Below are 26,607 nucleotides of genomic sequence, written 5' to 3' on the forward strand. Positions count from 1 at the left end.
GAACCTCGAGCCGGCGGAGAGTCTGGCGGACGAAGCAGCTCATCTCACCGAGGCGACCGGCGTGTCTTGGATAAGCGAGATCCCCGCCAGGAGCATCAAGGCCCAGATCATGCAGAACCGCGGCAGGCTCGAGGAGGCGTTGGAGATGCTTCAGTCGCCGTCGACCGGACCGACCGGCTTGTACGAGGAGTCCCGGGCGATCGCGACCCTCTCCCACGTGCTCAGCGATCTCGGACGTTACGACGAAGCGATCGAGGCGGCACGCCACGGCATGGATGAGGCCGGCGAGGACCTGCTCGGGTCGGCATGGTGCCATCGGGCGCTGGCCCAGGCGCACAAGCTGAAAGGCGAGCCGGCGGAGGCCGAACGCGTGCTTCGCGCCGAGCTGGCGATGCTGTCGGAGTCCGACTGGGACGAGGAGCGGATACAGATCATGGCGTTGCTCGCCGCGGTGCTCGACGACCAAGGGCGACACGACGAGTCGTGGAAGACGCTGGACGAAGCACGGGCGATCTTGCACCGATTCCCGCCGGGCGCGAACATCAAGAAGCTCGACGATCTGCTCATCGGCTATTCCGACGGCACGTGATCCACTTCTCCGGACATGCCCGCGCCCGCCGTCTTGCTGTTCGACGATGCAAGGTCGCCGGAGGCAAAGAAGAAGCGATCGGCGGCGTCTTGTCACTCAGCTCTTGGCGCGAGCTCTTTCCGCCACCATTCACCACCGGAGCCCAGCCGGCGCGGCTGACACGTCAACCGTGGTGCCGGGATGTACGTCCCGCCTCGGTTGGACGGACGCGCCGAGATCGGCCCAGCGGTTGCGGAGTTCGCAGCGGATGCCGCGGAGCGGTCACGGTGAATCCGCGACCACCGTGCCCAGAGCGTCACGCCACGCGCGCTCTTCCTGCCTGCGGGAAGGATCGGCAACGTGGCCCATGCAGCTCCGCGTTCGCCAGCCCTTCGCACATGGCGTTGACGCTCGGAATCACCGAGCTCTGCGCGTTGCTACCGTAGGCACGCCATGCGAAGCGGCCGTTTCGCGAGGAGATTTTCCGGTGCGTGCTCGAAGATCGGCCGTCCGTCGGGCCGGTTGTCCGCCAGGACCATTTCCGATCAGTTAGCCAGCAGTCGGGGGTCAAGGGCGGCGATTCCCTGGGCTGGCGCTTCTAACGCTGGCTCGTCGGCGAGCCCTGTCCTGTTGAGTCGATCCTGAACCCCTCGGCTGGCCAGTAGTCCGGTCGCGATCACGGCGAGGAGCACGCCAGCGACGGTGACGGTTTGCCGAGGCCCGGCGTGATCAACTGCCCACCCCTGCACAAGCGAGCCGATCGGGTAGGCGATTGCGAAGGCAGTGGTGAAGACGGCGACCACTCGTCCGCGAAGGGCATCTCGAACAGCGAGCTGCATTGTCGAAGTCACCGTCGAACTCGTGAAAAGAAAACCGACTCCGACGAGTGCCATCGCGACAACGGCGAAAGGGAAGCTTCGCGCCTGCGCGTACGTAATGAGAGCGAGTCCGTAGCCGAGCAGGGAGCAGGCGATTAGGCGTCCGCGCGCGAGGTGCTGGGTCCACCCGCCCAAGATCGGTGCCGACACCACTCCCCCGAACCCGAGGGCTCCGGCGAGTATCCCGAAACCGGTCGGACCCAGGTGGAAGACATCCGTCGCAAAGATCGGCGTGAGTTGGAGAACCGGCATCCCTAGGGCCGCCACGGCGCACATGACCGCGATGCACGCAGCCAGTTCACGGTGTTGTGCGATGTAGCGGACCGAGTCGGCGAACGCCGCCACCGCGCGCCGCTGTTCGACCGGACGCGGCCTGTTGGGCACGCTTATGACGGCGATCGCTCCGATGACGGCAACGTACGAGATCGCCGTGAACAGGAACGCCCAGCTCGGTCCGAGCGTCGCGAGGATTGCCCCCGCGAGCCCCGGCCCGATCGCCTTTGCCGCGTTCATCTGAGCCGAGGACAGCGTGATAGCGCCCAGCAGGTGTTCCCGGGGTACGAGCTCTGGAATGAACGCCTGCCACGCGGGCGTGTTTAGAGCGTAGATGACCCCTGCAACCGCGGCGAGGACGACCAGCAGGGTCGGGTTCCCTAAGCCGAGACCCCACATCGCCCACAAGGCGACGGCGACGACGGAGAGTGCGATTTGGGTCACGAGCAGCACGGTCCGGCGGTTGAATCGATCCGCGAGCAACCCCGCGAGCGGCCCGACGACGATGGCAGGGGCGAATCGAAGGAAGGCAGCGAAGCCGACGATGAAGCCGCTCCCCGTGAGCCTGTACAAAATGTAGGGCATCACCATGTCCTGGATCCACCGGCCGATGTTCGAAAGGAGCCCGCCTGCCCAGAAGATCAAGTAGTTGCGATAGCTGAAGGCGGCGAGGGCGCGTTTGAGACCGCGCTCGGCGGCACGCTGGGACGATCGCGCCGGAGGGGACACGATATGAGGATACTAAATGCCAACTGCGTTTACCTAGTGAGGGTTTGCCTCTCCGCGGGCTCAGCGCCTCTAGGCGAGCGCCACGGCGCCATCGCGCCGGGGATCGGCTCCCCCGAGAAGATGCGAGCCTCGCCGCGCGACGCACTGGGCGGCGCCGAATCCTTCAGGGCCGGCCTCGCGGCCGACCGCCTCCGGGTACGTTTCCGCGAGCGGGTGGCCCGGCTCCAGCGCGATCTCCCCGCCGAAAAGCATGCGCATACGGGGAGCGTCGATGGCAGGTTGCGGGTCCAGCCCCTCGGCCAACAATCGAATCAAAAGCTGCACCTGCACCTGCGCTTGGACGTAGCCACCCGCGAGCCCGAGCACGTACTCCAGGGCTCCCTGTCTCGTCACCAGGCCTGGGATCGTTGTGTGTGGAGGCTTGCCCGGCCGCGGCTGGCGGCGCATCGCCATGAAGGTTGCGGCCCGGTTCTGAATGGCACCACCGAGTGACTGGATCCCGATATGAGAGCCGAAATCGGCGAAGATACTGGTGATCATCGAAGCGCCTCGCCCCGCCGAGTCGACGACTGCGAGATAAGTCGTGTCGCGAGGACCAGCCGGGGCCACCCGCGACGGTGGCACGGCCCGAAGGTCGATGCCCGCAGAAGCGAGCCCCGCGACGATCGCCTCGAGCACTTCCTCCCATCGGATAGTTTGCCGCGGCTCGATCAGATCGAGCGCGGCGAGGACCGCCGGTCCCTGGGTGGGTTCGGGGAGCTCCCAGACTGTGGCCCCGCGGAAGGTGGTTTGCACTGGCTCCACCTGGGCGGTCGTGTGAGTACTCATGTCTTGGAGCGTCAGGTAGCCGCCATCCTCGCGGACCCGCCTGATGATCTCGTCGGCGATGGGGCCGCGGTAGAGGACAGCGGCCCCATCGTTTGAGATCAGTTCGAGCGTGTCAGCCAGCCACGGATTCACCACCCTTTGGCCGGCGCGCAGGGGATCGCCTCCGGGACAGTACAACGGGCCGAGCACTGGGTCTTTCGTGACATGAGCGCTGGCTCGGACCGCGGTCTGAGCGAGCGTCCTGCGAGCCGCAAAACCATTGCGGGCGTAGTCGATCGCCGGTCCGGCCAGCTCGCCGAAGGTGCGCGTCCCGAACCGCAAAAGAGCGTCTTCCAAGAGTGCGACGGCTCCAGGCACGGTCACCGAGCGACCGCCGCGCACGGGAACCCATTCGAGTCCGTCCGCCGTGAGCGCCTCCTGGGTCAGTCCTGCGGGAACCGAGCCTGATCCATCGAGCGCCCAAGGTACCTGGCCTGGCTCCGCGTAGAGCAAGAAGGCGTCGCCCCCTGGACCGCATGCGTGCGGTTCCACGACGAACAGCACAAGCACGGCTGCAACCGCCGCGTCGACCGCGTTCCCCCCATTTCGGAGGACACTAGCCCCCACGGCCGCCGCGCGTGGATCGCTCGAAGCGACAACACCATTCATGAGCTGCTCCCTAGCCGTTCAGACGAGGCAGTAACCGCCGTCGACGACGAGCACGGTCCCGGTGACGAAGGGGTTCGTCATGAGGAAGAGCACTGCGTCGGCGACTTCTTCCGCTCGACCAACGCGACCGAGGGGGATGCGTTTGGCTTGCTCGGCGTACGCTTCCTCTTTGCGGGCACCAAGGAGGTCGTCTGCAAGCGGCGTATCGATCACGCCAGGGCACACGGCGTTAACCCGAACAGGGGCAAGCTCCAGCGCGGTAGCCCGGGCAAACGCTTCCACGGCGACCGTCGAGGCGGCTCCCATGCTCCGTCCTGGCCTGGAACGAATGCCGGCAACCCCCGAGCACAGCGTGATCGAACCCCCATCGTTCATTCGCGGCGCGGCGTGTTTGCATATGTTCGCCGCGCCCCAGAAGCGTCCTTCCATCCCCTCGCGAAGCTGATCGGTGTCGGTTTCCAGGATCCGGCCGAAGGCCAGGCTCCCGGCGAACGTCGCGACGTGATCCACTTCATCAACAAGGTCGAACAAGCGGCGCACTTCGTCTTCGCTTGTCGCATCCACCGGAATAGTCTTGACATGCCCGCCGAGCGTCTTTCGAGCTGCTGCGAGTCGCTCCGGATTGCGCGCCGCGATGCTGACACGTGCCCCAGCGTCTTGAGCACCTCGGGCAGTCGCAAGTCCGATCCCCGAGCTTCCACCTATCACAACGACGGATCGTCCGATCAGCCGGGCGACCAATCTACCTCCAGCTCGTTCGGAATACCGGGCAATCAGAGCAGGATCATAAATGAGGATACTCTATCGAGCGAAATTAATCAGCCACGGTTGTGGGGAACCCGGATTCTGGAAAAGCATAGGGTACACTGTAATGTGTTAAGACTGCTATCCGACCTGAAGGCAGGCCACATGGCGCGGACAGAACAAGCCCTCTCGCTGCGTGCCAAGGGTGACCGTCGGAAGCTCGCTGAGATCGTAGCGGAGCAGATCGAGGGGAAGATCGTCGCTCGAGGCTGGCCGATCGGGGAAGTGCTCGGTTCAGAGGGTGAGCTGCTCGCGCAATATGGTGTCAGCCGCGCAGTGCTGCGCGAGGCTGTGCGTATCGTCGAGCACCACATGGCCGCCGCGATGCGCCGCGGGCCAAGTGGCGGCCTGGTCGTAACGGCACCGGACATCGGCGCTGTTGTCCGGACGGTCGCCTTGCAGTTGCAGTTTCAGAACATCGGGCCCCACCATCTTTTCGAGGCTCGAACGGCTCTCGAGTTGAGTTGTGTGCGTCAGGCCACCACGCGCATTGCTCGTGACGGCATTGTGCGTCTCCAAAATTACTTGGAACGCGAGGAGCAGCTCGTCGCGGAGAATCTAACGGAGCACACCCATGATTTTCACATTTTGATCGCCGATCTTACCGGCAACCCGGCATTGCGGTTGTTCGTACAGATCCTCGGCCGGCTAACGGGCCAGCAAGCGCTGCCGCCTCCTTCAGACGAGTGGGCGGCTCGCGAAGTGCACCGGACGCACGCGGCGATCGCCGAGGCGATCATCAAGAAGGATCCCGACACAGCAGAACGTCGGATGCTTCGGCATCTTCAAGCCATCACCGGTTGGCTCCGGGCACCCGAGGAGAAGCGACCACAAGGCTCCCGGTCCGCCGGAACCCCTGCCCGCGTTTCGTAGCCGGGCCCCTTGGCGCCATCTCTCGGCCTGTCCGATCAGCTCTGACCGGCAGACACGATCGTTTCAGGGCAGCCCCTTCCCGACCGACTAGAAGGGATGGTTTCCGCCCATGTACTTGAAGCAAGAACATTCCTTGTTGTCATAGACAAGGTAACGGTAGGCGGCGAGCCCCTGATGATCACCGGGGCCAAATCGCGTCGCGAAACCGGCTGCCGACGGCAGCGAGGTGCCGAGGCTCTCAGCGGCAGTCCGGATCCCGGCCGGAGTCATGCCGAAATCGACCGCGGCTCGATCCAGGACCCTCTTGAGGAAGAAGATCGTTTCGCACTTGGGATTGCGGCCGGCGCCGGGGGGAGCACCACCCTGCTGGAGGGCCTGTTTGCACAGCGCCGCACGGGCGCTGTCGCCTGGGTCTTGCTCCGGTGCGACGTCGTAGTAAGGCTGCCATCCGATTCCAACGGCTCCAGCGAGCTGGGCGGGCGTCGCGACGCCTTGGATCGAGTAGGGGTACTGGAAGCTGTTCACGCCAAGCCGCGGATAGAAGCCTTGGGTCCGGGCCTGAGGGAAGAAGAAGAGCGAGATCTCCGACATGGTTTCAAAGACCAGAAGCCGATCGATTGCTGGAGGGCCCTTGAACCGCAAGATTGCGCTCGCGATCTGCTGGTTCAGCTGCCCGTATCCCGCGACGCTGGGCGGCGTGGTGATGATGGCCTCTCCGTTCGGAGCGAGCTTGAGACCATGAGCGGCCAGACGCGGCTTGATGATGTTCTCGGTCACGCGGTCATACGGTCCGGCGTCGAATCGCAAGAGCCCGATCCTCGAGCTGTTCGAGAAGAACCCCTGGTTCCACAAGCCATCGATCCACGCCGGCACCCAGTCCTCCGGCGCCGCGCGCTGCGGCTGATACCACAGAGGCAGGACCTTCTTCCGTTCCACCGCGTCCCACGTCCAGTGTGCCGGGTCGATCACCGGCAAGCCCTTGCTCGCTATGCAATTGGAACCGAAAGGCCGACCGGCTTCTCCCTCGCTGACGGCCATTATTAGGTCCTGGTCCTCGGTGAAATAGGTGCACGCGGCCTGCGCTTGCGCGGCCCAGTTGCTGGATGTCACGTCGGTCCGGTAGACCTTCGGGACGAGCTTGCGGCCGCCCATGCCCCCGTTGCTGTTCACCCATTTTACGAGGGCATTGAGTTCGGTGTCGTCATCCCCAGTCCCGCATTGGCCGGACGCCCCGAGCGTCTGGCACGCGTTTCCCTTGACGAGGAACCAGAAGCCGATCCGGACCTCCTTTTCGTTGTACCCCTTGCCCTTGAGAGGGAATTTCGTCGACGGCTGGACGCCGCCTGGGCCGAGCGATTTGGGCCCGGGTTTGGCTGACCCCCCGCCGGGCGTCTTAGAAAGCCCCGAGGGACCAACCGTCGGCGTACCGCTGTCGGTCGGGCTGACGCCTGGGGATGGCGAACCGTCGGGGCTCGTAGCCTGCCGTGTGGTAGACGAGCAGGCGGTCACAGTCAAAATGGTAATGGCCAGGTAGGTGAAGAAGTGACGGACGCGTGTGGAAGGTCGGTTCATGGTCCCTACCCTCTCTCTTCCGAGCCTTGACAAAAAGAGGATCCTTAATTAAGGTCGCAGAATTCATGCAGCTTGTCAATAAGGACCTGTTTCGCGATGCAAGCAAAAATCGGTCCCTCCAACACCGCGATTCGGACGAAAAATGAGCGGCAGGAATGCAGCGTCCGCGTGGGACCTAGCTCGAAGGGGGTGTGACATGAGGAAAGTACTCACGCTCGTTCTACTAGCTGTTGTGTTATCGGCCATGTCGCTCGTTGGGAGCGCTCACGGCCCGACCCAGATCCAAAAGAACGGGAATTTCCACTGCCACGGATACGGAGGGACAACTAACGCGACGTGGGTAATGGTGCGGAAGCAACCGTACGGGATCCGGTTCAACGCGCTCAACCCGGCGAGTGTGAGACTGATCACTCCGCAGAAGCCGCCGACAACAACGGAGAAAACTGCGGCTGCTTGCATCACCATCGGTTAGTCTTGTAAGGCGCGCTCAGCGCAAAGGGGGACTGGGAGACCGGTCCCCCTTTGACTTCACCGAGGAATTGCCTGGACGCGTCCCGGCACCGCCTGGGCTAGTGGGCCGGCCCCTACCCCCGAAAGAGAAGTCGCGTGGCCACCGCCATGAGCAACAGGGCGAAGAGCACCGCGGAGACCGTGGGGTTCAAGTGCGCAGCAAGCTGCGACCCCCCTAGCGTGGAGGCCACGCCGAGCATGCCGGCCACTCCCGCGATGGGAAGGTCAGCGTTCTGGCGCGCGATGTTTCGTACCGACCCGACGACGGCGGTCGGAATGATGACAAGGAGCGACGTACCCTTGGCGACTACGTCCGGCGTCGAGAAGAGCACAATCATCGCGGGGACGATCACGATGCCGCCGCCCACCCCGAGGAGGCCTGCGAGCGAGCCGGCGATGAACCCGACGGCGACGAGCCCCGCGGCCACCGCTACATCGATCGGCGCCCGCCCAGTAGCCTTCGGCACATCGACGAGGAGCCGTACCGCGGCGAGCACGAGGAAGCCAGCGAACGCGTAGCGCAGCGTGCGCTGCCCCAATCGGTGGAGGGCGCTCGTCCCCACGAGAGCCCCTGCCGCTGCCCCCGGCGCCAGCAGAGCGGCCGACGCCCAGTCGACGGAGCCGTGGATCGAATAGGCGATGACACCGGCGGCCGCGATCGGCACGACCGCCGCCAGAGACGTACCGTGCGCGCGCCGCTGCTCCATCCGCATGAACAGGACGAGTCCCGGAACGATCAGGATTCCGCCGCCGACGCCGAAGAGACCGGACAAGAAACCGGCCAGCAGTCCGATGCCGGCTGCCGCTCGCACCCGATGTGTCGTCGCGACCGGTTGCGCCATCGCGGTCAGTCGCGGAGTCTGACCGTCGCGTCGAGCTCGACGCTTGCGCCACCCGGCAGGGCTGCGACTCCGACCGTCGTGCGCGCCGATCGCCTTTCGTCGCCAAAGATCTCAACGAGCAGGTTCGACGCACCGTCGAGCACCGTCGGAAGCTCCGTGAATTCAGAGGCGGCCCGGACGTAGCCCGTGACCTTGAGGAACCGCTCGATCCGGTTGAGGTCGCCGAGCACACTACGGAGCTGGGCCAGCGTGCTGAGCATGGCTCCGCGGGCCGAGGCTCGTGCCTCCTCGACCGAGAGGTCGCTGCCGACACAGCCGGGGTAAGCCGTCCGGATCGGCGGCCCGGCCACGGCCACGATCCCCGACGTGTAGGCGACGCCCGCGTCGACGACGACGGGGGCATAAAGTCCGCCTGTCGGTAGCGGGCCTGGCACCTCTACCCCGAGCTCGGCGATGCGTTTCTCCCAGTCGCTCATGTCTTCATCTCCCTCCAAGCCACTCGTCGAGCACCTCCTGGGTGTGCGCGCCGAGTGCCGGGGCTGCCCTCGAGTCGTCGCCGGGCCGCTCGCCTCGGTCGTGCCAGCGCAGCGGGTTCGCGACGAATGGCGCCTCGCCCTGGGCGCCCGATCGCACTAACCCGCGGGCGACCAGGTGAGGATTGTCGAGGACGTCGGCCAGCTCGAGCACCCGGCTTCCGGGAATGTCCCAATCGAGGAAATGCTTTTGCCACGCGTCTGCCGTCTGACTGAGGAAGATGTCTTCGAGTTCCGGTCGTAGGCTTCGATCGGCGCCGAAGTCCACATCGGTTCCGCTCCACCTGTCGAGGAGATCCTCGCGTCCCACGCCCGTGGAAAATCGCTCCCAGAACTTGCGCTCGATCGCGCAGAATAGGATCAGCTTGCCGTCGCTCGTTTCGTAGAGGTCATAGAGCGGCCGCGGCTCGCGGCGCTCCAGCGATTCGCCGGCTCCCAGGTGTGCGGCGACGGATAGTCGCTGGATCTCGAACGCCGCGTCCCAGCACGATGCGTCGACCCAGGCGCCCTCGCCGGTTGCCCGCGCGCGGAAGACGGCTGCTGTGATCCCGAGCGCGGCGTTCACGGCCCCCATCTCGACGCCGAGGGAGAATCCGTACGTGATGAAACGCTTCCGCGCCTCCCACTCCCCGAGCACGAGCGTTCCGGCCAGGGCATCCATGTTCATGCCGTGCGAAGCGAGCGGAGCCAGCGGACCGATTTGCCCGAACCCCGAGACGGAGCAGACCACGAGCACCGGATTCTCACGACGAAGAGCGGCGAAGTCGAGCCCGAGCTGGAGCCACCGCCCCGGCCGTGCCGACTCGACGATCACGTCGGCGGTCCGCGCGAGGGCATGGAAGGTTTTCAATGCCTCAGGCATTTTTAGATCGAGCGCGACGCTGCGCTTTCCCCTGTTGCAGAGCAGGTGGATGACTCCCTCGCCCCCGATCAGCGGGGGGATCGTTCGGAGGTAGTCGCCCCGGTTTGGTTCCTCGACCTTGACGACGTCCGCGCCGAGGTCGGCGAGTTTCACCGTCGTGAGCGCGCCCGGATAAAGGCGGGAGATGTCAAGGATGCGGATTCCTGCGAGCGGCGCGTACCCCATCAGTTGAGGTCGACGTGAACGTTCTTTACCCGCACGAACTCGAAGATGCCTTCTGCTCCGCCTTCGCGGCCGAAGCCGCTCTGCTTGACGCCTCCGAACGGAGCGTTGGGCGGCATGGGAGGGAAGCCGTTCACCCCGATCCAGCCCGCGTCGAGCGCGGCGGCGACGCGATGCGCGCGCTTGACGTCGGACGTCCAGACGTACCCGGCGAGGCCGTATCTGGTGCCGTTCGCAAGCGCCAGTGCCTCGTCCTCATCGCGGAAGCGAAGGATCGAAAGCACTGGACCGAAGACTTCCTCTTGCGCGAGACGGCTCGCGTTGTCGACTTCTCCGAAGACCGTCGGCGCGATGAAGAATCCGTCGGCGAGATCCTCGCTGAGCCGCCGCCCGCCGATAAGGAGCTTGCCCGACTTTTCGGCGACCGCCTGCGCGATGACCGCGAGGATGCGCAAGCAGGCGCTCTCGCTAATCACGGGTCCCATCTGCGTCGAGGGGTCGAAGGGAAGCCCGATCTTGAGCGCCCCCGCACGTGAGACCACCCGCTCCACGACATCGTCGTAGACGGTGTCGTGGACGAGCAGCCGCGTCGGCAGGTTACAGCCCTGGCCGGCGACGTTGACTATCCCGGTCTGGCACGCCATCGCCGCGGCCGCATCCAGGTCGGCGTCGGGGAACACGATGTTCGCCGATTTCCCCCCCAGCTCGAGGGTGACCGGCGTGAGATTTCGCGCCGCCGCCGACATCACCGCCGTCGCCGTAGCGCCGCCTCCTGTGAAGCTTATTTTGTCGACGCCAGGATGGCTGACGAGCGCTTCGCCGGCTGCCTGCCCACCCGGAAGCACATTCAGAACGCCGGGCGGCAGGCCTGCGTCCAGGCAAAGCTGCCCAAAGAGCTGCGGGGTGAAGGGTCCGAGGTCCGAAGGCTTGAGCACGACGCAGTTCCCTGCCGCGAGCGCAGGCGCCGCCTTCATCGCAGCCGACATGACGGGGGCGTTCCAGGGAACGATAACGGCGACCACGCCGTAGGGTTCGGGGATCGTGTAGTCGAGCGAGGGGGCCGAGTACGCGGGCGGTGACTCTCCGCGCAACTTGTCGACCCAGCCCGAATAGTAGTGAAAGTACTCGGCGGCGAGCCAGCGACGGTCCGGTGGCACCTTGAAGGGGACGCCGGCCTCGTGCGCGCGTAGCGTGTTGTGCTCCTCGACGCGTTCTTCGAGCAACTGCGCGATTCGCTGGAGGATGCGCCGGCGGTCCCGTGCCACCATGCCCCGCCACTCGCCGAAGGCCGCTCGGGCGGCCCGAACGGCCTCGTCAATCTCGCGTGGACCGGCGAGGGCGAACGAGCCTAGGACCTTCCCCGTCGCCGGATTGATGTGAGAAGGGCGCCCGAGCGAGGAATCCCCCACCCATCGATCGCCGATAAGCATCGCGCCGGAGGGCACGATCCTCTCGGTAGAATGGTGCGTCATCGGGCTCTCCGTCACGTAATCCGGCGGGGCTTGAAACCGGCGCGCGGGAGCGAGCCAGGCGCGACGGCAGCGACGTCAACGGGCAGGTCCAGCCGCTCCCGTAGGAGGCCTGCGACCGCCGCCTCACTGCCTTCGGTCTCGACTTTAAGGCTGAGCGAGGAGTCGTGGCGCCCGGCGATCTGGAACTCAGGCGCACCCGCTTCCTCGAGCGCGAGCTGGATGTCGATCGGCAGGATCCCGCGCCCATCGACGGTCACCATGTCGGCGCCGCGCCCGAGCAGGGTGTATCGCGCTCCCGCCTCCCCGCAGGGACAATGCGTAGTCGATGCTGTCACAATGTCCTCGAGGTCGTAGCGGATGAACGTCGCGTCGATTCCGAACGCTGTAACCACAAGCGTGCCTCGCTCGCCCGGAGGCACCTCGCGCCCGGTGGCCGGGTCGCAGACCTGGATCACGAAGTGATCGGACGCCGTGTGGAGTCCGGTGTGATAGCGGCAGTCGCTCGTGGAGAGGCCAGGAACCTCCGACGCGCCGCCGATGTTTCGCAGCTCGACGCCGAATGCCGACTCGATCCGCTTTCGGGGGCCTTCGAACTGGCAGCTTGCCTCGAGGAACGCAAGAACGCCACCTTCGAGGAGTTTCGGGAACTCGACGCTGGCATCGACGGCTGCCTCCTCGTAGGTCTGGAGCTGCGAGCCGGTGACCTGAAACCCGTTGGGGCGCAGGATGTCCCAGAGCCGGATGTGGTCGGCTGCGACCTCTCGGGGGATCGGCGGTCCGACCGGGATCTCCAGGATGCCGAGATCGAGATACTGGCGGCCGGCCGACACGCCGGTCGGGTACAAGCCTTGAGGCCAGCTGTGCGTGAACCGGTTCCCCGCCCGCAACCCATGCCTCCAGAGGTTGCGGCGCGCGACCTCGATGTGAACTTCGAGGTCGTTCGGACTGTAGAAGAAGAGCATCGGCTTGCCGGTCGTTCCCGTCGAGGATCCGATGCGCACAGCCTGCGTCAGCTCGACCGACCGATAGGTCCCAAATGGAGGATGACGCTCCTCGTCCGCGCGGAGCTCCTCTTTCCTCGTCCTCGGGATCTCGTCGAGGGGCGGCACCGTGTCTCGGTCGAACCCGGCTTTTTCGAGCTTGTTTCTATAGAACGGTACGGGCAGCTCCCATATGCGGCGCCACACCTGGGCGACGCCACGTGTCGCGGCTTCGTTCACAGCGTCGGAGTCCCGCTTTTGAACGTCGGGGTTCCAGAGCTCTCGATCAGCGGTCGACACGATCCCTCCCGGAGCCGTGGGCTGGGAAAACAGTACACTCAATTTCTGTCGGGGACAACTGGTCGTGCGTCAGCGTGACCTGATCCCACCGAGGAACGAGAGGATCAACCCGACAGTCTCGTCCGGCTTGTCGGTGAATAGGTTGTGGCTGGCACCCGACACGAGCTCGAACTGTGCCCCGGGGATGAGCCGGGCGAGATCCTGGCCGTTCGCCGCAGGAACCAGGCGGTCGCTCTCGCCGTGAATGACGAGCGTGGGCGCACGGACGGCCCCCAAGCGGCTGCGACTCTCGTAGGCGGCAGCCGCCTTGAGCTGCCCTACGTAGCCCGCCGGGGTCGGATAGGTCTGCATGCGAATGGCGAGGTCCTCCTCGATGTGATCCTGCGGAGTCGAGGGATCATAGGTAAATGGAATGGCGGCGCGCACGCCATCTTCGCGCGTCATGCTGGCACGCCGAGCCACCATTTCGAGCGCGGCCGGCTCGGGATCGACCGAGTGTCGGAAAGCAGACGTGCCGACCAGAACGAGCGAGCGTATGCGCTCGGGATACGCCAACGCGAGTTCCTGGGCGATTGCTCCACCGAGCCAGGCGCCCACGACGTGGGAGACCCGCGCGCCCGCGGCGTTCAGAACGGCCACGGCGTCGGCCGCCATCTGTCCGATCTCGTACGGCCCCTCGGGGACTTCGCTCCTTCCCACGCCGCGATTGTCGAACAGGATCAGGCGATGTCGCTCGGCCAAGAGTGGCCGTACCCGATGCCATGTCTCGAGCGTGTAGCCGGTCCCCATGATGAGAAGCAGCGGCTCACCTCGGCCCTCCTCCTCCCACCAGATCTTGGCGCCCGACGAGTTCGTGTACGGCACTCAGACCTCCGCCCGAGCGAAATTCAGCTTCCTTAATCATCCTGGCAGCCGCCCCATTCCCGCGTCAAGGCCGCCGCCACCACAAGTCCCTATGGCGGGAAACCTAGGTAATCGGCCTCCTGAGCTTTGCGGTCGTTCTTGACACTCTCCGGGCCCCCCAAGTAAAAATAGTATCCTGTTTGTCTAGGTCCAGATTGGTCGACGACCATCCGCAGAGGTGAGCGATGCCCCAAGCCGAAACCGAGCAGTGGGAACGCTTCGCGACGACGATGGACCGCGGCCTGAGCGGCTATCTTTTGCGACCGCTGTACCAAAGGATCTTTGAGTTGGCTGATCCACGAGCCGGTGAACGTATGTTGGACGTCGGCGCCGGAACGGGGAACGTCGTTGCTGAGGCGGCCGCGCGCGGCATCCTGGCGACCGGGATGGATTCGAGTCCCGCAATGGCAGCCGTCGCCCACACGAAGGTGCCCGGGCGCTTCCTGCTCGGCGATGCGGAGCGCTTGCCTTTCACGGACGCCGCGTTCGATGTGGTCACGACGTCGCTGTCGCTGCACCATTGGAGCTCGCCCGAGGATGGATTCCGAGAGATCGCGCGCGTCCTGCGGCCGGGTGGTCGCGCGCTCCTCGCAGATGTAGAGGGGCGTGGCTTGGTTCAACGGCTTGCCAACGCGATCCGGCGTCACGGGGGGCGCTACCTCCTCCGACATGAGTACGAAGCAACGCTGTGCGCAGCGGGCCTGACGCAAGTTCGGCAAGAGGTCCTGAAGCGTCGCTGGATCCTCACGCTGGCCGAGCGGCCCTGAGGAGTTCGCTCAGGAACCACTCGGCGCGAGCGTCCCGCGTGCGAGGCCGAAGAACCGCGCGTCTCGCCAGATCGGCACGCCGACGAGACGAGCTACCTTCCATCCGCCTGCGGTCCGTCGGAACGTATGCTCCATCCGCGCGCCGCTGTGGACGACTTCGCTCGTTTCGCCTTCGCCGAACACATGGACGACGAAGGCGCTGGCCCAGCCCTGCGCTTCATCCCCGTCGACTCGGACGACGACATTGGCGAGGTAGTGCTGGACGAGAGACGCTCGCCGCTCAATACTTTGCGCCATCTCGAGGAACGCCTCGCGTCCTGCGATCTCGCCCGATGACACGAACGCCCCCTTAACCGGCTGAGCGTAGCGGAAGTCCTCGGTCAGGCAGGAGGCCGCCGCGTCCCAGTCCCGCTCGTCAAGCGCGCGGATCAAGCGCATCAGGACCTCTTCGACGTCGGTGCGATCGTCCAGTGCGCTCATGCTCTCCTCTCCTTCATATGAGGGGATAACCGCCGTCGACGTGCAACGTGATTCCGGTTACGTAGCTGTTGGACATCAGGAACAGGATGGCTTCGGCCACGTCGGCCGGCTCGCCGATCCGGCGGACCGGCAGCCGTTCGGCGAGACTAGCGACGACCTCCTCCGCTCGCTCGTTAAAGTATCGATCGAACACCCCGGTTCGGGTCGGGCCGGGGGAAATGGCGTTCACTCGGATCGGCGCGAATTCAAGGGCCAACGCCCGGACAAGTCCCTCGACCGCGGCGGCCGACGCGACGCCGACCGGCCGGCCACGCTGGGGACGGAGCACGGCCACCCCGGAGCACAGGGTGATCGATCCTTCGGCCGGTAACTTGGGTGCGGCGTACTTGCAGACGTACAGGGCCCCCCAGAAGCGCACGTCCATGATGCGCCGCTGGAGAGTCATGTCGGAGGCGACCAGAGGAGCAGAGATCGGCTCGCCCGCGAGGACGACGACGTGATCCACGCGTTCCAGTCCCACGAAGAGACGGCGGACGGCATTCTCGTCGGCGATATCGAGCGCCGCGACGCGCACTCCTTCGCCGATCGCCCTTTGCGCGTCTGTGAGTTTCGCGGCGTCGCGCCCAGCGACGGTCACGTCGGCGCCGGCTTCAGCGGCGCGCACGGCGCACGCGAGCCCAATGCCGGAACTCCCGCCGATGATGACCACTGACGAGCTCCGGAGCGTCATCGGTTGCGAAGCCGCTTGACGGTCACATGTCAAACCTTATACTCTTTTTCAGCTCGAACGCGAGCGCCCCGAGCCGACCGCGGCATGTGGCGGGGCTTCGTGATGCGCGAGCGTCTGTACGATCTCAGTACGCCGATTGAGGAGGTCTTGGCATTGAGCGCGGTGTCTTGGCCGCCCGTTGCCCGGTGGCTCCACTGCAACGAGGTCGTGACCGATGGCGGGCTCGTCGTCGCACCGGACCCATTGATCGCCGAAGCGGGAGCCCATGCGCTCCGCGAGGGGGGCAACGCAGTGGACGCCGCGGTCGCAGCGGCCTTCGCCGACGGCGTCGTCGAGCCTCCTATGAGTGGCGTTGGTGGTAGTGCCGCGCTCACCATCGCCTTTCGCGATCCGGAGCGATTCATCGTAGTCGAGGGCCACATGGTGGCGCCGTTCGAGGCGACACCAGAGCACTATCCTCTCGCCGCCGAGCAGCCCGACGGAGCACTCGCGTCGGGCGGATGGTCGGTCAAGTTTTTCGACTATCCGAACGTCGAGGGGTTCGCGAACATGCTCGGACCGAAATCGGTCGCGGTGCCCGGCGCGGTGGCGAGCCTGTTGGCTGCGCAGGAGCGATACGGGCGGCTTCGGCGCGAACAGGTGCTCGAGCCGGCGATCGCGCTCGCTGCCAATGGGTTCCGGATCAACTGGTTCGTTGCTGCGTTGCTCGCCAGCGAGGCGCGTTCGTACGCTCGCGACCCGGGATGCGCGGAGATCTTCCTCAAGGGCGGCGCCGCGCTGCGCGGTCCAGTCGAGCGGCCGGCCGACCGGCTCGTTCAGCCGCAGCTCGCTCGCACGCTCGAGCACATCGCCGCGAAGGGCGTCGACGCCTTCTACCGGGGCGAGATTGGCGAGTCCATCGTGCGTGCGGTGCGGGCCGGAGGTGGCCTGCTCAGCGCGGCCGATCTGGAACGATACCGGCCCACGATCATTGAGTCCCCGCCGACTGCTTCGTTCGGCCGATTTCGTCTCGCGGGAGCGCCGGTATCTGGGTTTCCTACGGTGCTGGAAGCCGTCCAGATCTACGACGAGGCGGTCCGCAAAGGCTCCCGGCTCGCCGAAACGCAGGGTCCCCACGATGACCCGGTGGCCTGGGCTCGCGCGCTCCTCATGGCATTCGAAGATAGGTTCGCCTACATGTCGACAGCGCCGGAGGTTTCCGTTCCGTGGGACGGACTGCGCTCTCGGGCTTATGCGCGCGCGCGGCTCGACGCCCACCTGGCCGGCGAGCCGGCGCCGGATCCTCACCGCTTCTCCGGCGAGTCGCCTTCTCGCAGGGGGCCCGCCACCGTACCGGGCCAGTCGGGTCATACGTCGCAGATGACGGTCGTGGATCGAGAAGGCAACATCGTATCGCTGACGGCGACGATCCTCGCGAACGGAGGCGCGCGCATCTTGGATCCCGAGACGGGCGTGCTCTTGAACAACGGGATCGCTTACTTCGACCCGCGCCCGGACACGCCGAATGGGATCCGGCCGGGAGCGAGGGTGCTGAGCGCGATGACCCCTGTGGTGATGGCAGACGACCGACGCGGTCCGTTCGCTGGCTTTGGCGCGGCGGGGGGCCGCCGGATCATTTCGGGGGTCGCCCAAATCCTCGTGGCGCTCGCGACCGAGCGATTGACGCTGCAAGAGGCGGTGGAGGCTCCGCGCATTCACATCGAGACCGGCGACGTCGTCCTTCTCGACGCGCGATGGCCTCGGGCGGGCGCCGACGCGCTCGAGGAAGCGGGCTTCCGCGTGGAGCCTACGGTCGAGGAGCCGACCACCGTCCACTTCGCCCGCCCGAACGGTGTGTTTGTCGGCTTCGAGGGCGAGCGGCGAAGTGGGGTGGACCCCGGGAAGCCGGGGGGTATCGCGACCGGCTGAGGGGGGAGCTTCAAATCCGGCCGCTACCCTTCGAGTGTCACGGCGAGAGGTCACCGGGGGCCGACTTTTCGAGGACTTGACGGACTCCGCCGCTGGGTGGCAACATAAAGAGAAGAGCATACTCAATTCGCGGGAGAGAAGAAGCGCGGCGAAGCGCGTCTCCAGCCGTGGGCCGATGGAAGGGGAGGGACGGCATGAGCAGCAACGGAGAACGCATGACGAAGGACTTCCCGGTCATGGATTGCGATGGTCACATCTTCGAGCCCCAGGAGATCTGGACCGAGTACGTCGAACCGGAGTTCCAATCAGCCGTCCGCGAGGGGATGTGGAAGGAAGACAGTCCCGACGGAGGTTGGACGATTTGGCTTAATGGGAAGCTGCATCGCGAGGTCAAAGGTCCGATGGCGTTCTTTGGAGCGATCCTTGTCCCCGGCATGGACAAGAACAAGCTCTCGCGCATGAACATGGGAGTCGATCAATTCCCGGTCGCGCGCGGAGCTTATGATCCGCAAGCGCGGCTCAAGGACCTCGACCTGATGGGGATCGACCAGGTAATGCTGCTGCCGACCTACTGCGGCATGACATTCACCTGCATCGAGGACCCGAAGGCCGCGCTTGGGCTCGCCCGCGCGTACAACAACTGGATTGCCGACTACTGCAAGGCCGAACCAACGCGTCTCTTCCCGGCCGGGATCATCCCGCAGCACGACAACGACGACACGATCTCCGAGGTTCGGCGGCTGGCGGAGCTGGGATTCAAGTGTGTGATCATTCGCCCGAACGTCATCGACGGTCGCTACCCGGCCGGTCCCTTGTTCGACCCTGTGTGGGAGGCCATCCAGGAGACGGGCCTGGTCGCCGGAATCCACCCATTCCCGGCTACGCCGAGGCACCCGGCCGACTGCACCGCTTGGTTCATCGACCGGATCTCAGAGGCTTCGGGGCTACGAACCGGAATCGTCTCCGAGACGCTGTGCTTCGCTCACGATGCTCAGGCGTTCCTCATGATGGCGTTCCACAACGACCTGTGGACCAAGTTCCCGCGCCTCAAGCTCGCCGTGCTCGAGTCGAACGCGAGCTGGCTCCCCTACATCCTCGACAAAGCCAACGGCCGCGTGAAGCTGTGGACGGCTACCCGGGGCACCGAGGTCAAGGCGCGGCCGAGCGAAATCTTCATGAAGCGCTCCTGGATAGCCTTCGAGAGCGACGAGGAGACCGTTTTCGAGACTTGGAAGCGGTACGCCGACATCGGCGTCTGGGCGTCTGACTATCCGCACTTCGACGCGGAGGACGCCTGGGAGGCTATCGAGCACATGAACAAGTGGGGGGTTCCGAAGGACGTCCAGGCCAAGATGCTCGGTACGAATGCCTATGAGATGTACGGCATCGAGCCCAAGCTCATCGTGACCGAGCGCCTGCCCCTCCCCGACGTCCCGCTGCCGGTGTAGGCCAGGACGGGATGGCGGATGAACTTCGAGTTCGACCCGAGCGATGAGGCCTTGCGGCAGGACGTGAGGGCGTTCCTCGCGGAGCGTCTTCCGAAGGACTGGGTCGGGATCTTTCGCGAAGGGGACGCCAGCGATGTGTCTTTCCGCTTGTGCCGCGAGATGGCCGCGAGAGGCTGGCTCACAATGCACTGGCCCGCTGAGTACGGCGGCCACGGTGCGTCGGCTTGGACCCAGGTCGTGCTGCAACAGGAGCTGTGGGCCCACCACGAGCCACGTGGCGGCCAGTACATGGGATTGAACTGGGTGGGCCCGGCGATCATGCGCTTCGGCACAGAAGATCAGAGGCGTGTGTTCCTCCCGCGCATCGCGGCGGGCGAGATGCAATGGGCGCAGCTGTTCAGCGAGCCGGGTGCAGGATCCGATCTCGCGTCGCTCCAGACGAGCGCCCTCGTGCGCGACGACGACTTCGTCGTCAACGGCGAGAAGATCTGGATCAGCTACGGGGATATCGCGCATTACGGCTTCCTCGTCACGCGATCGACGCCCGGCTCTCGGCGCCGCGACGGTCTGTCGGTGCTGCTCGTCGACATGGAGACGCCCGGGGTCGAGGTTCGCACGATCCGGACGCCGCTAGGCACTCACCGTCTCCACCAGGTCTCGTTCCGCGACGCGATCGTCCCCCGGAGTGCCTTACTCGGGCCCCTCGACCACGGATGGGAGGTGGCTACCACGGCGCTGTCGTTCGAGCGTTCGGGGACGGCTCGCTACGCACGCTCGACGCGCATGCTCGGCCTCCTCGAGCGACTCCCCGATGGCGCGGGCCCAGAGTACGAAGAACGGTTCGCCGAGGCGCTGGCGTTCGGGCGCGCGGCCGAGCTCATCAACCACAAGGTCGTCGCGATCAAAGAAGAGGGCGGCGTTCCCGCGTGGGAGGCGTCGACCGCGCGCATCTACAACGCGCTGTACGAGAATCATGTGGCCTCCCTCGCGAAGCGGATGGTGGGACCGCTCGCCCTCGTCGAGGCTGACGATCCGAACTCGCTCGAGCGGGGCGAGATCGAGACGTTTGTACGCTCTGCGCCGACGGCGACCATCACCGCCGGTACATACGAGATCCAGATGGGGATCGTCGCGCAGCGAGGCCTCGGGATCGAGCGAAGGAAGTAATGGACCTCCGACTGCCCGAGCAAACGATCCAGCTCGCGAGCGAGCTCCAGCGGTTCTCCGCGCGGCGGGCGGAACGGCTGGGAGATTTCGACGGGTTCGATCTCGCCGACTGGAAGGAGCTCGCCTCGTTCGGCCTCCCGGGCATAACGCAATCCGGAGGAACCGATGTGGACCTTGTGGTGGCGATCATGGAGGGATCACGTGCGGGGCTTCCGGGACCCGTCGTGGAAGCCCAGATGGCGCTCGACTCCGGTTGCGCCGAAGCCGTCAAGGCGGTCGCACGGGGCGCAGTCGTGACGAGCCTTCCGCCCGGCTCTGCTGGGAACGTCGTCGTCGGATGGGGCGCGGTGGCCGACCTCGTCGTCGATCAGGGCACCGGCACAGTCCTCGCGACCGGCCCGCTGCCCGCGGCTCGGACGTCCTACCTCCTGCCGCACGGCTGGATCTCGCGACCGGCGGCGGTAGGGTGGGATCGTATGGCGCCGCGACGGTGGCTCCTCGGAGCCGCCGCCCTCGAGGGTCTCGGGCGCGGAGCGCTTTCCATGGCGGCGCAGCACGCCGAGTCCCGTGAGCAGTTCGGCCAACCGCTCTCGTCGTTCCAGGCCGTGCAGTTCCGGCTGGCCGAGTGCCTGAATCTATTGGAGGGGTTGCGCCTCGGCGTCCTCGACGCGGCATGGCGCGCGAACGAGGAAAGGCCGGACGCGCCGGTTGCCGCGGCGCTCACGTGGCTCTGGGCAGACCAGGCCGCTGAGCGAATCGTCGAACACGTGCATCAGGTGTTCGGGGCGCTCGGTTTCTGCTTCGAGACGGGCCTCGTCCAGCTGACGTCGCAGATGTCGTGGTCCCGTCTTTCCATCGGGCGGCGAGATGCGGTCCGGTTCGTCGCCGACAGGCGCTCCCGCACGCCGGGCGTGCCGCCTTCGACCGTGCTGGCCGGATTCGAAGGCGATGCGAATGAAGGTCTCAACGGATCGGGCGGTGGACCTCGGTGAGAGGAAGGGAATCGCCATGAAAAACGGATACAGAATCGTCGACACCGACACCCACGTCGTGCCTGCGATGGAGTTGCTCCTCGAGCACGCAAGCGACGAGCTCCGCCGACGCTGGGATGAGCTGAAGCCCTACATGATCCTCCAGGAGCGGCTCCGAACCGACCTCGGGGACTACGACAAGCCGTATCTCGCCCTAAACGTCGCTCCCTGGAAGTTCGACCGACCGCTCGGCGGAAAGACCGGCGAAGAAGGCAACTGGCGGAAAAAGCTCGGAGACGCGGTGAAGAAGCTCGAGAACGGACCCGAGATCGGCACGTGGCACGATAACCCGTCGGGCCGGCTTCGCGCTATGGATCGCGAGGGTGCCGATAGGCATCTCCTCATCCCGGGCACTTTCGCGATGGCGAGCACGGCGCTCGATGCGTCCCTTTCGGTTGAGCTTCTCGGCGCATATAACCGTTACATCGCCTGGTACTGTGAGGCCGACCCGGACCGGCTCAAGGCGTCGATCCAGGTGAGCGGAGCCGATCCTGAATGGTCGGCAGGCGAGGTCAAGCGGTGGTCGAACGAGCGGTGCGTCGCCGCGGTGACGGTGAACCTGCCGCAGGATCTTCCCGTTGACGACCCGGACCTACACCCGATCTGGTCTGCGATGGACGAGGCGGACCTGCCGATGCTCCATCACTCGTTTTTTTTCGAGCCGCCGTACTTCCCGGGGTACCGTGACATCTGGGGGAACGCGGTCGCTGCGCGCGCCGCAGCGCACCCCTGGGGGGCTCAGCGGCTCGTGGCTTACCTGGTGCTGAGCGGTCTCTTCGACCGGTTCCCGCGTCTCCGCGTCGGCTTCGCTGAGGTCGGCGCGGGATGGCTTCCATTCTGGCTCTACCGGCTCCAGGGACAGGTGGATTACATGCGGGCGGCCATCCCCGATATGAAGAAGGAAGTTCTCCAGTATGCAGCCGAGGGCCAGATCTACGTGGGTTTGGAGTTCTATGAGGCCGAGCCGCTCGCCAAGAGCATCATCGACGTGCTGGGCGAGGACGTGCTCATGTGGCAGTCGGACTTTCCCCACCCGCAGTGCAACTTCCCGAACTCGCCGGATCTTGCGCTCTCCTGGACGACGATCTCCGAGTCGGCAAAGCGAAAGCTCATGGCGGAGAACGCTGAGCGGTACCTTCGCATCATCTGAGGCGGAGCAGGGCCGGCTTTGCGGCACACTCAGTGCCACGGAGAAGGCGCATCGATCCGGGAGGGGCTTAGATGAAAGAGGACGGCCTCGTACGCTTTCAACCCCACGTCCGGCTTGCCGCCGCCCAAGGGGCCATTCAAGCCGGGCTTCGCAAGGCGGAGGAGATGGGCGTAAGGATCGCGGTCGTGGTCGTGGACGCGAACGGAAACACGGTCGCCTCCTCACGCATGGACGGCGCACCCGGAAAAGCAGAGGAGGCAGCCAAGGGTAAGGCCGTCTTCGGTGTGGGCGTGGCCGTGTCGACGGCGGACTTCATCGACAATCGCTTGACCAAGAACGAGGCGCTCTGGCGGGCGATGTCGTCCCGCCACGACATCTGGGTCGTGCAGGGCGGCTACCCCCTGAAGTACGCGGGGACGAGTGTCGGCGGCGTCGGCGTGAGCGGCGCTAAGCACGAGGAGGACTCTCAGGTCGCCGAAGCCGCCGCCGCCCACTTCGCGGCGGCCGCCGCCGCGTCGGAAGCCTCTTCCTCGTAACGGTCGGCTGCAGACTCCGCCCACCGTACCGGGTGTTGGCCTGCTCCTGTTCGCGTCAGCCCAGGCCCTTCGTGGCTCCTTCCAGGAACACCGAGCGCAGCAGGTCTCGACGCTCGATGAGCTCTGCCGCCGCGCCCTGGAACCGGATCTCGCCCTTCTCCATGAAGTACGCGTGTTGCGCGATCGCGAGCGCGATGTTCACCGACTGCTCGACGAGCACGATCGCCGTCCCGGTAGCGTTGATCCGCCGGAGGACCTCGAGGAGCTGGCCGACGATCTTCGGTGCGAGGCCGAGCGAAAGTTCGTCGATGAGCAACAGCCGTGGATGAAGGATCAGCGCCTTCCCGAGGCCGAGCATTTGCTGCTCGCCCCCCGAAAGGGTTGAGGAGGCCTGGTTCCTGCGCGCGGCGAGACCCGGGAAGGCTTCGAACGTCGCCTCGATCCCGTGTTCGATGGCTTGGGAGTCCTTGCCGAGCCCGAACCCGAAGACGCGCAGGTTCTCGACGACGCTGAGTGATCCGAACACCGCGCGACCTCCGGGGATCTGCGTGATGCCCAGCCCGACCCGCCGCTCCGCGTCCAGATACGTGATGTCCGCGCCGTGAAAGTGCACGCTTCCGCGCGAGGGCAGGCCGAGGCCGGAAATCGCGCGAAGGAGCGTGGACTTACCGGCCCCATTCGTCCCGAGGAGTGCAACCATCTGACCTTCCTCGACGGTGAAGTCGACATCGAAGAGCACCTGGAGCCGCCCGTACGAGAAATCGAGGTGCCGGCAGGCGAGCATCGGGAGCGAGATCCCCCGTTCCTTCATGGTGCGTATCTCCTCCTCCTCGACGACGTGGTCTATCAGCCGGTCGAGGTCCTCGTTTACCGTCTCGCGAGCGCCGCGCAGGATCAGCGCGGCGGCGGCTCCGGGGATCGACAGCGAGGCGACCGCGATCGCGACGCCGAAGCGCCTGTCGATGCCGCCCAGAAGGAGGAGGCCGCCCATGCCGCCGACGGCTGCGAGGGCGATGCCCGAGAGCGCGGAAGCATGAACGCGCACCGTCGGCGGGACGACTGAGAGCAGCAGCATGGAAAGCGACGGGAAGAGGACGGACGCCGACGCGAACGACACCGCGAAGAAGAGGAGCATCCCCACGAAAACTGGCGAGGCGACCGCGACCAGGAGCGATACGACCATCACAATCGCGCCCCGGCTCGAGAGCTCAACGAGCAGCCGGGGGTTGGTGCGGAACAATCGCTCGCCGCGTCTCCCATACCACCACAGCGCGCCCAGCGCTGCAGGCGACATGCCGGCGAAGAACAGCGCGCGGGCGCCGGGCCCCATGTTCCATCGGTCGTTGAGAAAGAAGAACATGAACGTCTCGAGGGGAACGAACCACATCCCGAGGACCGCGTAGGCGGTCAAGACGCGGCGCACCGTCGGGATGATCAGGAGCCGCCGCATGTTCTCGAAGAACCCGAGTAACACCTCTTCCTGGACGATCCCCGCGTCGGCGGCTCCCACATCCCGGCGCACCACCTGACGGACCCGCGCGACGTCCCAGCTTCCGAACCCCGGATCGCGAAGGCGCACCGAGAAGAGGGCAGCGGCGAGGCAGAACACCCCCATCGCGAGGAACACCCCCCGCCAGGTGAAGCCAAGGACGGCCGTCACGAGGCCCACAAGCAACGGTGCGATGAGCTGTGCCGTCCGGTTGGCGCCGCGGTGGAACGACAGCGCCCGTACGCGGAACGACGGCGGGTAGGAGTCGACCAGGAGCGGTTGGTGGACGGCGCGCACGGAACCGCTAGCGAGTCCGTCGGCGACCATCACGACGAGCAAGCCCCAAAGGCTGACCACGAAACCGGTGAACAGCGTGGCCAGGGCCCACCCGAATCCCATCGTGATGGCGACCAGCGCGCGGCGGGGCCGTCTTTGCACGTACGCCGCTATGGGGAGCGTCGCGAGCGTGATCGCGAGGAGCTTGAGGGCCAGGAGCGCCCCAAGCGTGGCCTTGCTGATGCCTAGCGCGCGACTGATCTCCGGACCGAGGACGGCGAAGCCGTACCCCTGGAACTCGTCGACTACGACCAGGATCCCGAGCGCGATCAGCGGATACCAGCCGACGCCCGATGCGCGCGCGCCCTGCCGGAGTGGCGGGGCTTGCTCGTCGGTTCCTTCGACGCCGAGGAGCGAGCGCCCCACACGGCGGAGCTTTTCCTGGCGCTGGGCGATCTCGTCCAAGACCTCGGTATTGGCCTTCCCCCCCCGCGGTTCCGGGCGCTGCGTGGGCATTCGAGTTCTCATGCGGTTCTCCCTTAGCGGTCGCGGACGAAGAAGAACTCGATGGTGAACGCGGACTCGCCGATGCGCTGGTCGGTCGCATTTACGAGAACGATCGTAATCTCGTGGGGTTCCTTCACTCCCGGCCGAGTGTTGCCGGGCAGCACGTCCGGCAAGGACGTGATCGTCAGCGAGGTGCTGGTCGTGAGGTAGATCTGATGATCGGCCAGCCATTGCTCGTCGGGACATCCCCGCGTTCGCTTGCAGTCGGTGTCCGCGAGCGCGCGGAACGGCTGGTTCGGCCCCATGGGGGCGCGGTCGACGAAGACGGCGAAGTAGTTCCCGTTCCCTCCGATCGTTGCCGCACCCACCGGGAAGTCGCGAGCGCGCCAGCGTAGTTCGAAGGGCAGGCGAACCTCCACGCGGTCGCTGGGGCTCAGAATCTCGAGGCGATGGTCGATGCGGAACGCAAGGCCTCGGGCCGCGCACGAGGCGAGCGATGTGATGGCGACGAGCGCCGCACTCACTACGAGGACGCCGAGGCGCCCTATCCTGCGCTCGCGCGGCGTCGGACTCACTTGGCACTCCCAGCCGACACCGCTTGGCGTCTGTGCTGTACGCATCGGCCGTCCGGCCCGGCCGCGCGCGAGCAGCGGGATCCGGCGCGCGTCACGACGGTGCACCGACCGCCGGCCGCGACCCGGCCCTCCAGCTCGCCAGCACCCACGCCTGAGCGAAGCACGGAACGCACGTCGCCCCCGATATAGGACTCGACGACCTGCGGGTCGTGCCGGACGACTTCCGGGGGCCCGTCCGCGATGATCCGACCTGACTCCATCGCCACGACGCGGTCGGAGATCCCCATGATGAGAGGCACGTCGTGCTCGATCACCACGAGTGTGACACCGAGGAACTCCCGCAAGCGAACGAGCAGCGTCCCGAGCTCCTCGGTCTCGGCCTGGGCGATCCCCGAGGACGGCTCGTCGAGTAGCAGCAGCGTAGGTTCGAGCGCGACGAGGCAGGCCAGTTCCGCGATTCTGCGTGTGCCGGTAGACAGCTCCGAGATCTGCCGGCTGCGGTATCCGTCGAGTCCCATCATGCCGATGATCTCGCGGGCGCGCTCCTTCTTCCGCCGCTCGGCGGCGTGCCCGCCGAGCACGGATCGAAGGAACCAGGTGGGATCCGCGCGCTCGAGCGCGAGCGCGACACTTTCCAAGACGGTTAGCGTGGGAAACAGTCGCGCGTCCTGGAACGACCGAATCAGTCCCAGCTGTCCACGCCGCTCCGGCCCAAGCCGCGTGACATCGTGGCTCGCGAAGAGCAC

24 protein-coding genes are annotated in these 26,607 nt (G+C 66.0%); 9 read left to right on the forward strand and 15 right to left on the reverse strand.

The genetic code is table 11. The features are described from left to right. On the forward strand, positions 1 to 589 hold a 589-nt coding region (locus WEB06_21465), incomplete at its 5' end, for a tetratricopeptide repeat protein (GenBank protein MEX2558187.1). A gap of 524 nt (positions 590 to 1,113) precedes the next feature. On the opposite strand, the gene WEB06_21470 is transcribed toward WEB06_21465, so the two are convergent. From WEB06_21470 to WEB06_21480, 3 genes are all read right to left on the reverse strand, one after another. After that, positions 1,114 to 2,448: an MFS transporter gene (locus WEB06_21470; protein ID MEX2558188.1), complete on the reverse strand. Its 1,335-nt coding sequence runs from the start codon at positions 2,446 to 2,448 to the stop codon at positions 1,114 to 1,116. A gap of 69 nt (positions 2,449 to 2,517) precedes the next feature. After that, positions 2,518 to 3,924, reverse strand: a complete 1,407-nt coding sequence (locus WEB06_21475) for a gamma-glutamyltransferase (GenBank protein ID MEX2558189.1) — start codon at positions 3,922 to 3,924, stop codon at positions 2,518 to 2,520. Between the two features lie 18 nt (positions 3,925 to 3,942). Then, a complete protein-coding gene (locus tag WEB06_21480; GenBank protein MEX2558190.1) occupies positions 3,943 to 4,632 on the reverse strand; it encodes an SDR family oxidoreductase in 690 nt (229 codons plus the stop codon). Between the two features lie 201 nt (positions 4,633 to 4,833). On the opposite strand from WEB06_21480, the gene WEB06_21485 reads away from it, so the two are divergent. Next, on the forward strand, positions 4,834 to 5,601 hold the full coding sequence (locus tag WEB06_21485) for an FCD domain-containing protein (GenBank protein MEX2558191.1): 768 nt from the start codon (positions 4,834 to 4,836) through the stop codon (positions 5,599 to 5,601). 87 nt (positions 5,602 to 5,688) lie between these two features. On the opposite strand, the gene WEB06_21490 is transcribed toward WEB06_21485, so the two are convergent. The 7 genes from WEB06_21490 to WEB06_21520 all read right to left on the reverse strand — a co-directional run bounded on the left by WEB06_21490 (position 5,689) and on the right by WEB06_21520 (position 13,758). Then, positions 5,689 to 7,173, reverse strand: a complete 1,485-nt coding sequence (locus WEB06_21490; protein ID MEX2558192.1) for a hypothetical protein — start codon at positions 7,171 to 7,173, stop codon at positions 5,689 to 5,691. Positions 7,174 to 7,757: 584 nt separating this feature from the next. Continuing rightward, on the reverse strand, positions 7,758 to 8,525 hold the full coding sequence (locus WEB06_21495; GenBank protein ID MEX2558193.1) for a sulfite exporter TauE/SafE family protein: 768 nt from the start codon (positions 8,523 to 8,525) through the stop codon (positions 7,758 to 7,760). A gap of 5 nt (positions 8,526 to 8,530) precedes the next feature. Continuing rightward, positions 8,531 to 9,001 carry a RidA family protein gene (locus WEB06_21500; protein ID MEX2558194.1) on the reverse strand — a complete coding sequence of 157 codons (471 nt, stop codon included), beginning with the start codon at positions 8,999 to 9,001 and terminating at the stop codon, positions 8,531 to 8,533. 4 nt (positions 9,002 to 9,005) lie between these two features. Beyond that, the gene (locus WEB06_21505; protein ID MEX2558195.1) at positions 9,006 to 10,145 is read right to left on the reverse strand and encodes a CoA transferase; all 1,140 of its coding nucleotides are present in this window, start codon (positions 10,143 to 10,145) and stop codon (positions 9,006 to 9,008) included. Beyond that, positions 10,145 to 11,614: an aldehyde dehydrogenase family protein gene (locus WEB06_21510; protein MEX2558196.1), complete on the reverse strand. Its 1,470-nt coding sequence runs from the start codon at positions 11,612 to 11,614 to the stop codon at positions 10,145 to 10,147. Before WEB06_21510 ends, WEB06_21505 begins: the two co-directional genes overlap by 1 nt. 11 nt (positions 11,615 to 11,625) lie before the next feature. Then, positions 11,626 to 12,894, reverse strand: coding sequence for a hypothetical protein (locus WEB06_21515; protein MEX2558197.1), 1,269 nt, complete (start codon positions 12,892 to 12,894; stop codon positions 11,626 to 11,628). Positions 12,895 to 12,963: 69 nt separating this feature from the next. Next, positions 12,964 to 13,758 (reverse strand): alpha/beta fold hydrolase, encoded by a 795-nt coding sequence (locus WEB06_21520; protein MEX2558198.1) that lies wholly within the window; start codon positions 13,756 to 13,758, stop codon positions 12,964 to 12,966. A 224-nt stretch (positions 13,759 to 13,982) separates the two neighbouring features. Between WEB06_21520 and WEB06_21525 the strand changes: the two genes are divergently transcribed. Next, on the forward strand, positions 13,983 to 14,564 hold the full coding sequence (locus WEB06_21525) for a class I SAM-dependent methyltransferase (protein MEX2558199.1): 582 nt from the start codon (positions 13,983 to 13,985) through the stop codon (positions 14,562 to 14,564). Positions 14,565 to 14,573: 9 nt separating this feature from the next. Here the strand turns inward: WEB06_21525 and WEB06_21530 are convergent, their stop codons facing one another. Beyond that, on the reverse strand, positions 14,574 to 15,044 hold the full coding sequence (locus WEB06_21530; protein MEX2558200.1) for a nuclear transport factor 2 family protein: 471 nt from the start codon (positions 15,042 to 15,044) through the stop codon (positions 14,574 to 14,576). A 13-nt stretch (positions 15,045 to 15,057) separates the two neighbouring features. Further along, the gene (locus WEB06_21535; GenBank protein MEX2558201.1) at positions 15,058 to 15,774 is read right to left on the reverse strand and encodes an SDR family oxidoreductase; all 717 of its coding nucleotides are present in this window, start codon (positions 15,772 to 15,774) and stop codon (positions 15,058 to 15,060) included. A gap of 102 nt (positions 15,775 to 15,876) precedes the next feature. On the opposite strand from WEB06_21535, the gene WEB06_21540 reads away from it, so the two are divergent. From WEB06_21540 to WEB06_21565, 6 genes are all read left to right on the forward strand, one after another. Then, positions 15,877 to 17,682, forward strand: coding sequence for a gamma-glutamyltransferase (locus WEB06_21540; GenBank protein MEX2558202.1), 1,806 nt, complete (start codon positions 15,877 to 15,879; stop codon positions 17,680 to 17,682). A 194-nt stretch (positions 17,683 to 17,876) separates the two neighbouring features. Further along, positions 17,877 to 19,130: an amidohydrolase family protein gene (locus WEB06_21545; GenBank protein MEX2558203.1), complete on the forward strand. Its 1,254-nt coding sequence runs from the start codon at positions 17,877 to 17,879 to the stop codon at positions 19,128 to 19,130. A gap of 18 nt (positions 19,131 to 19,148) precedes the next feature. Continuing rightward, positions 19,149 to 20,297 (forward strand): acyl-CoA dehydrogenase family protein, encoded by a 1,149-nt coding sequence (locus tag WEB06_21550; GenBank protein MEX2558204.1) that lies wholly within the window; start codon positions 19,149 to 19,151, stop codon positions 20,295 to 20,297. Continuing rightward, positions 20,297 to 21,289 carry an acyl-CoA dehydrogenase family protein gene (locus tag WEB06_21555; GenBank protein MEX2558205.1) on the forward strand — a complete coding sequence of 331 codons (993 nt, stop codon included), beginning with the start codon at positions 20,297 to 20,299 and terminating at the stop codon, positions 21,287 to 21,289. The genes WEB06_21550 and WEB06_21555 overlap by 1 nt, the downstream gene beginning before the upstream one ends. A 16-nt stretch (positions 21,290 to 21,305) precedes the next feature. Continuing rightward, positions 21,306 to 22,478, forward strand: a complete 1,173-nt coding sequence (locus tag WEB06_21560) for an amidohydrolase family protein (GenBank protein MEX2558206.1) — start codon at positions 21,306 to 21,308, stop codon at positions 22,476 to 22,478. Positions 22,479 to 22,549: 71 nt separating this feature from the next. Then, positions 22,550 to 23,014: a heme-binding protein gene (locus tag WEB06_21565; protein MEX2558207.1), complete on the forward strand. Its 465-nt coding sequence runs from the start codon at positions 22,550 to 22,552 to the stop codon at positions 23,012 to 23,014. A 55-nt stretch (positions 23,015 to 23,069) separates the two neighbouring features. Here WEB06_21565 and WEB06_21570 read toward each other — a convergent pair whose 3' ends face one another. The 3 genes from WEB06_21570 to WEB06_21580 all read right to left on the reverse strand — a co-directional run. Next, positions 23,070 to 25,295, reverse strand: coding sequence for an ATP-binding protein (locus tag WEB06_21570; protein ID MEX2558208.1), 2,226 nt, complete (start codon positions 25,293 to 25,295; stop codon positions 23,070 to 23,072). A 23-nt stretch (positions 25,296 to 25,318) separates the two neighbouring features. Further along, a complete protein-coding gene (locus WEB06_21575) occupies positions 25,319 to 25,861 on the reverse strand; it encodes a hypothetical protein (GenBank protein MEX2558209.1) in 543 nt (180 codons plus the stop codon). Beyond that, positions 25,858 to 26,607, reverse strand: a 750-nt coding sequence (locus WEB06_21580; GenBank protein MEX2558210.1) for an ATP-binding cassette domain-containing protein, incomplete at its 5' end; no start/stop codon positions are given. The genes WEB06_21575 and WEB06_21580, both read right to left, overlap by 4 nt.

Source organism: Actinomycetota bacterium, from assembly GCA_040905475.1.
Classification (GTDB): Bacteria; Actinomycetota; AC-67; order AC-67; family AC-67; genus DATFGK01.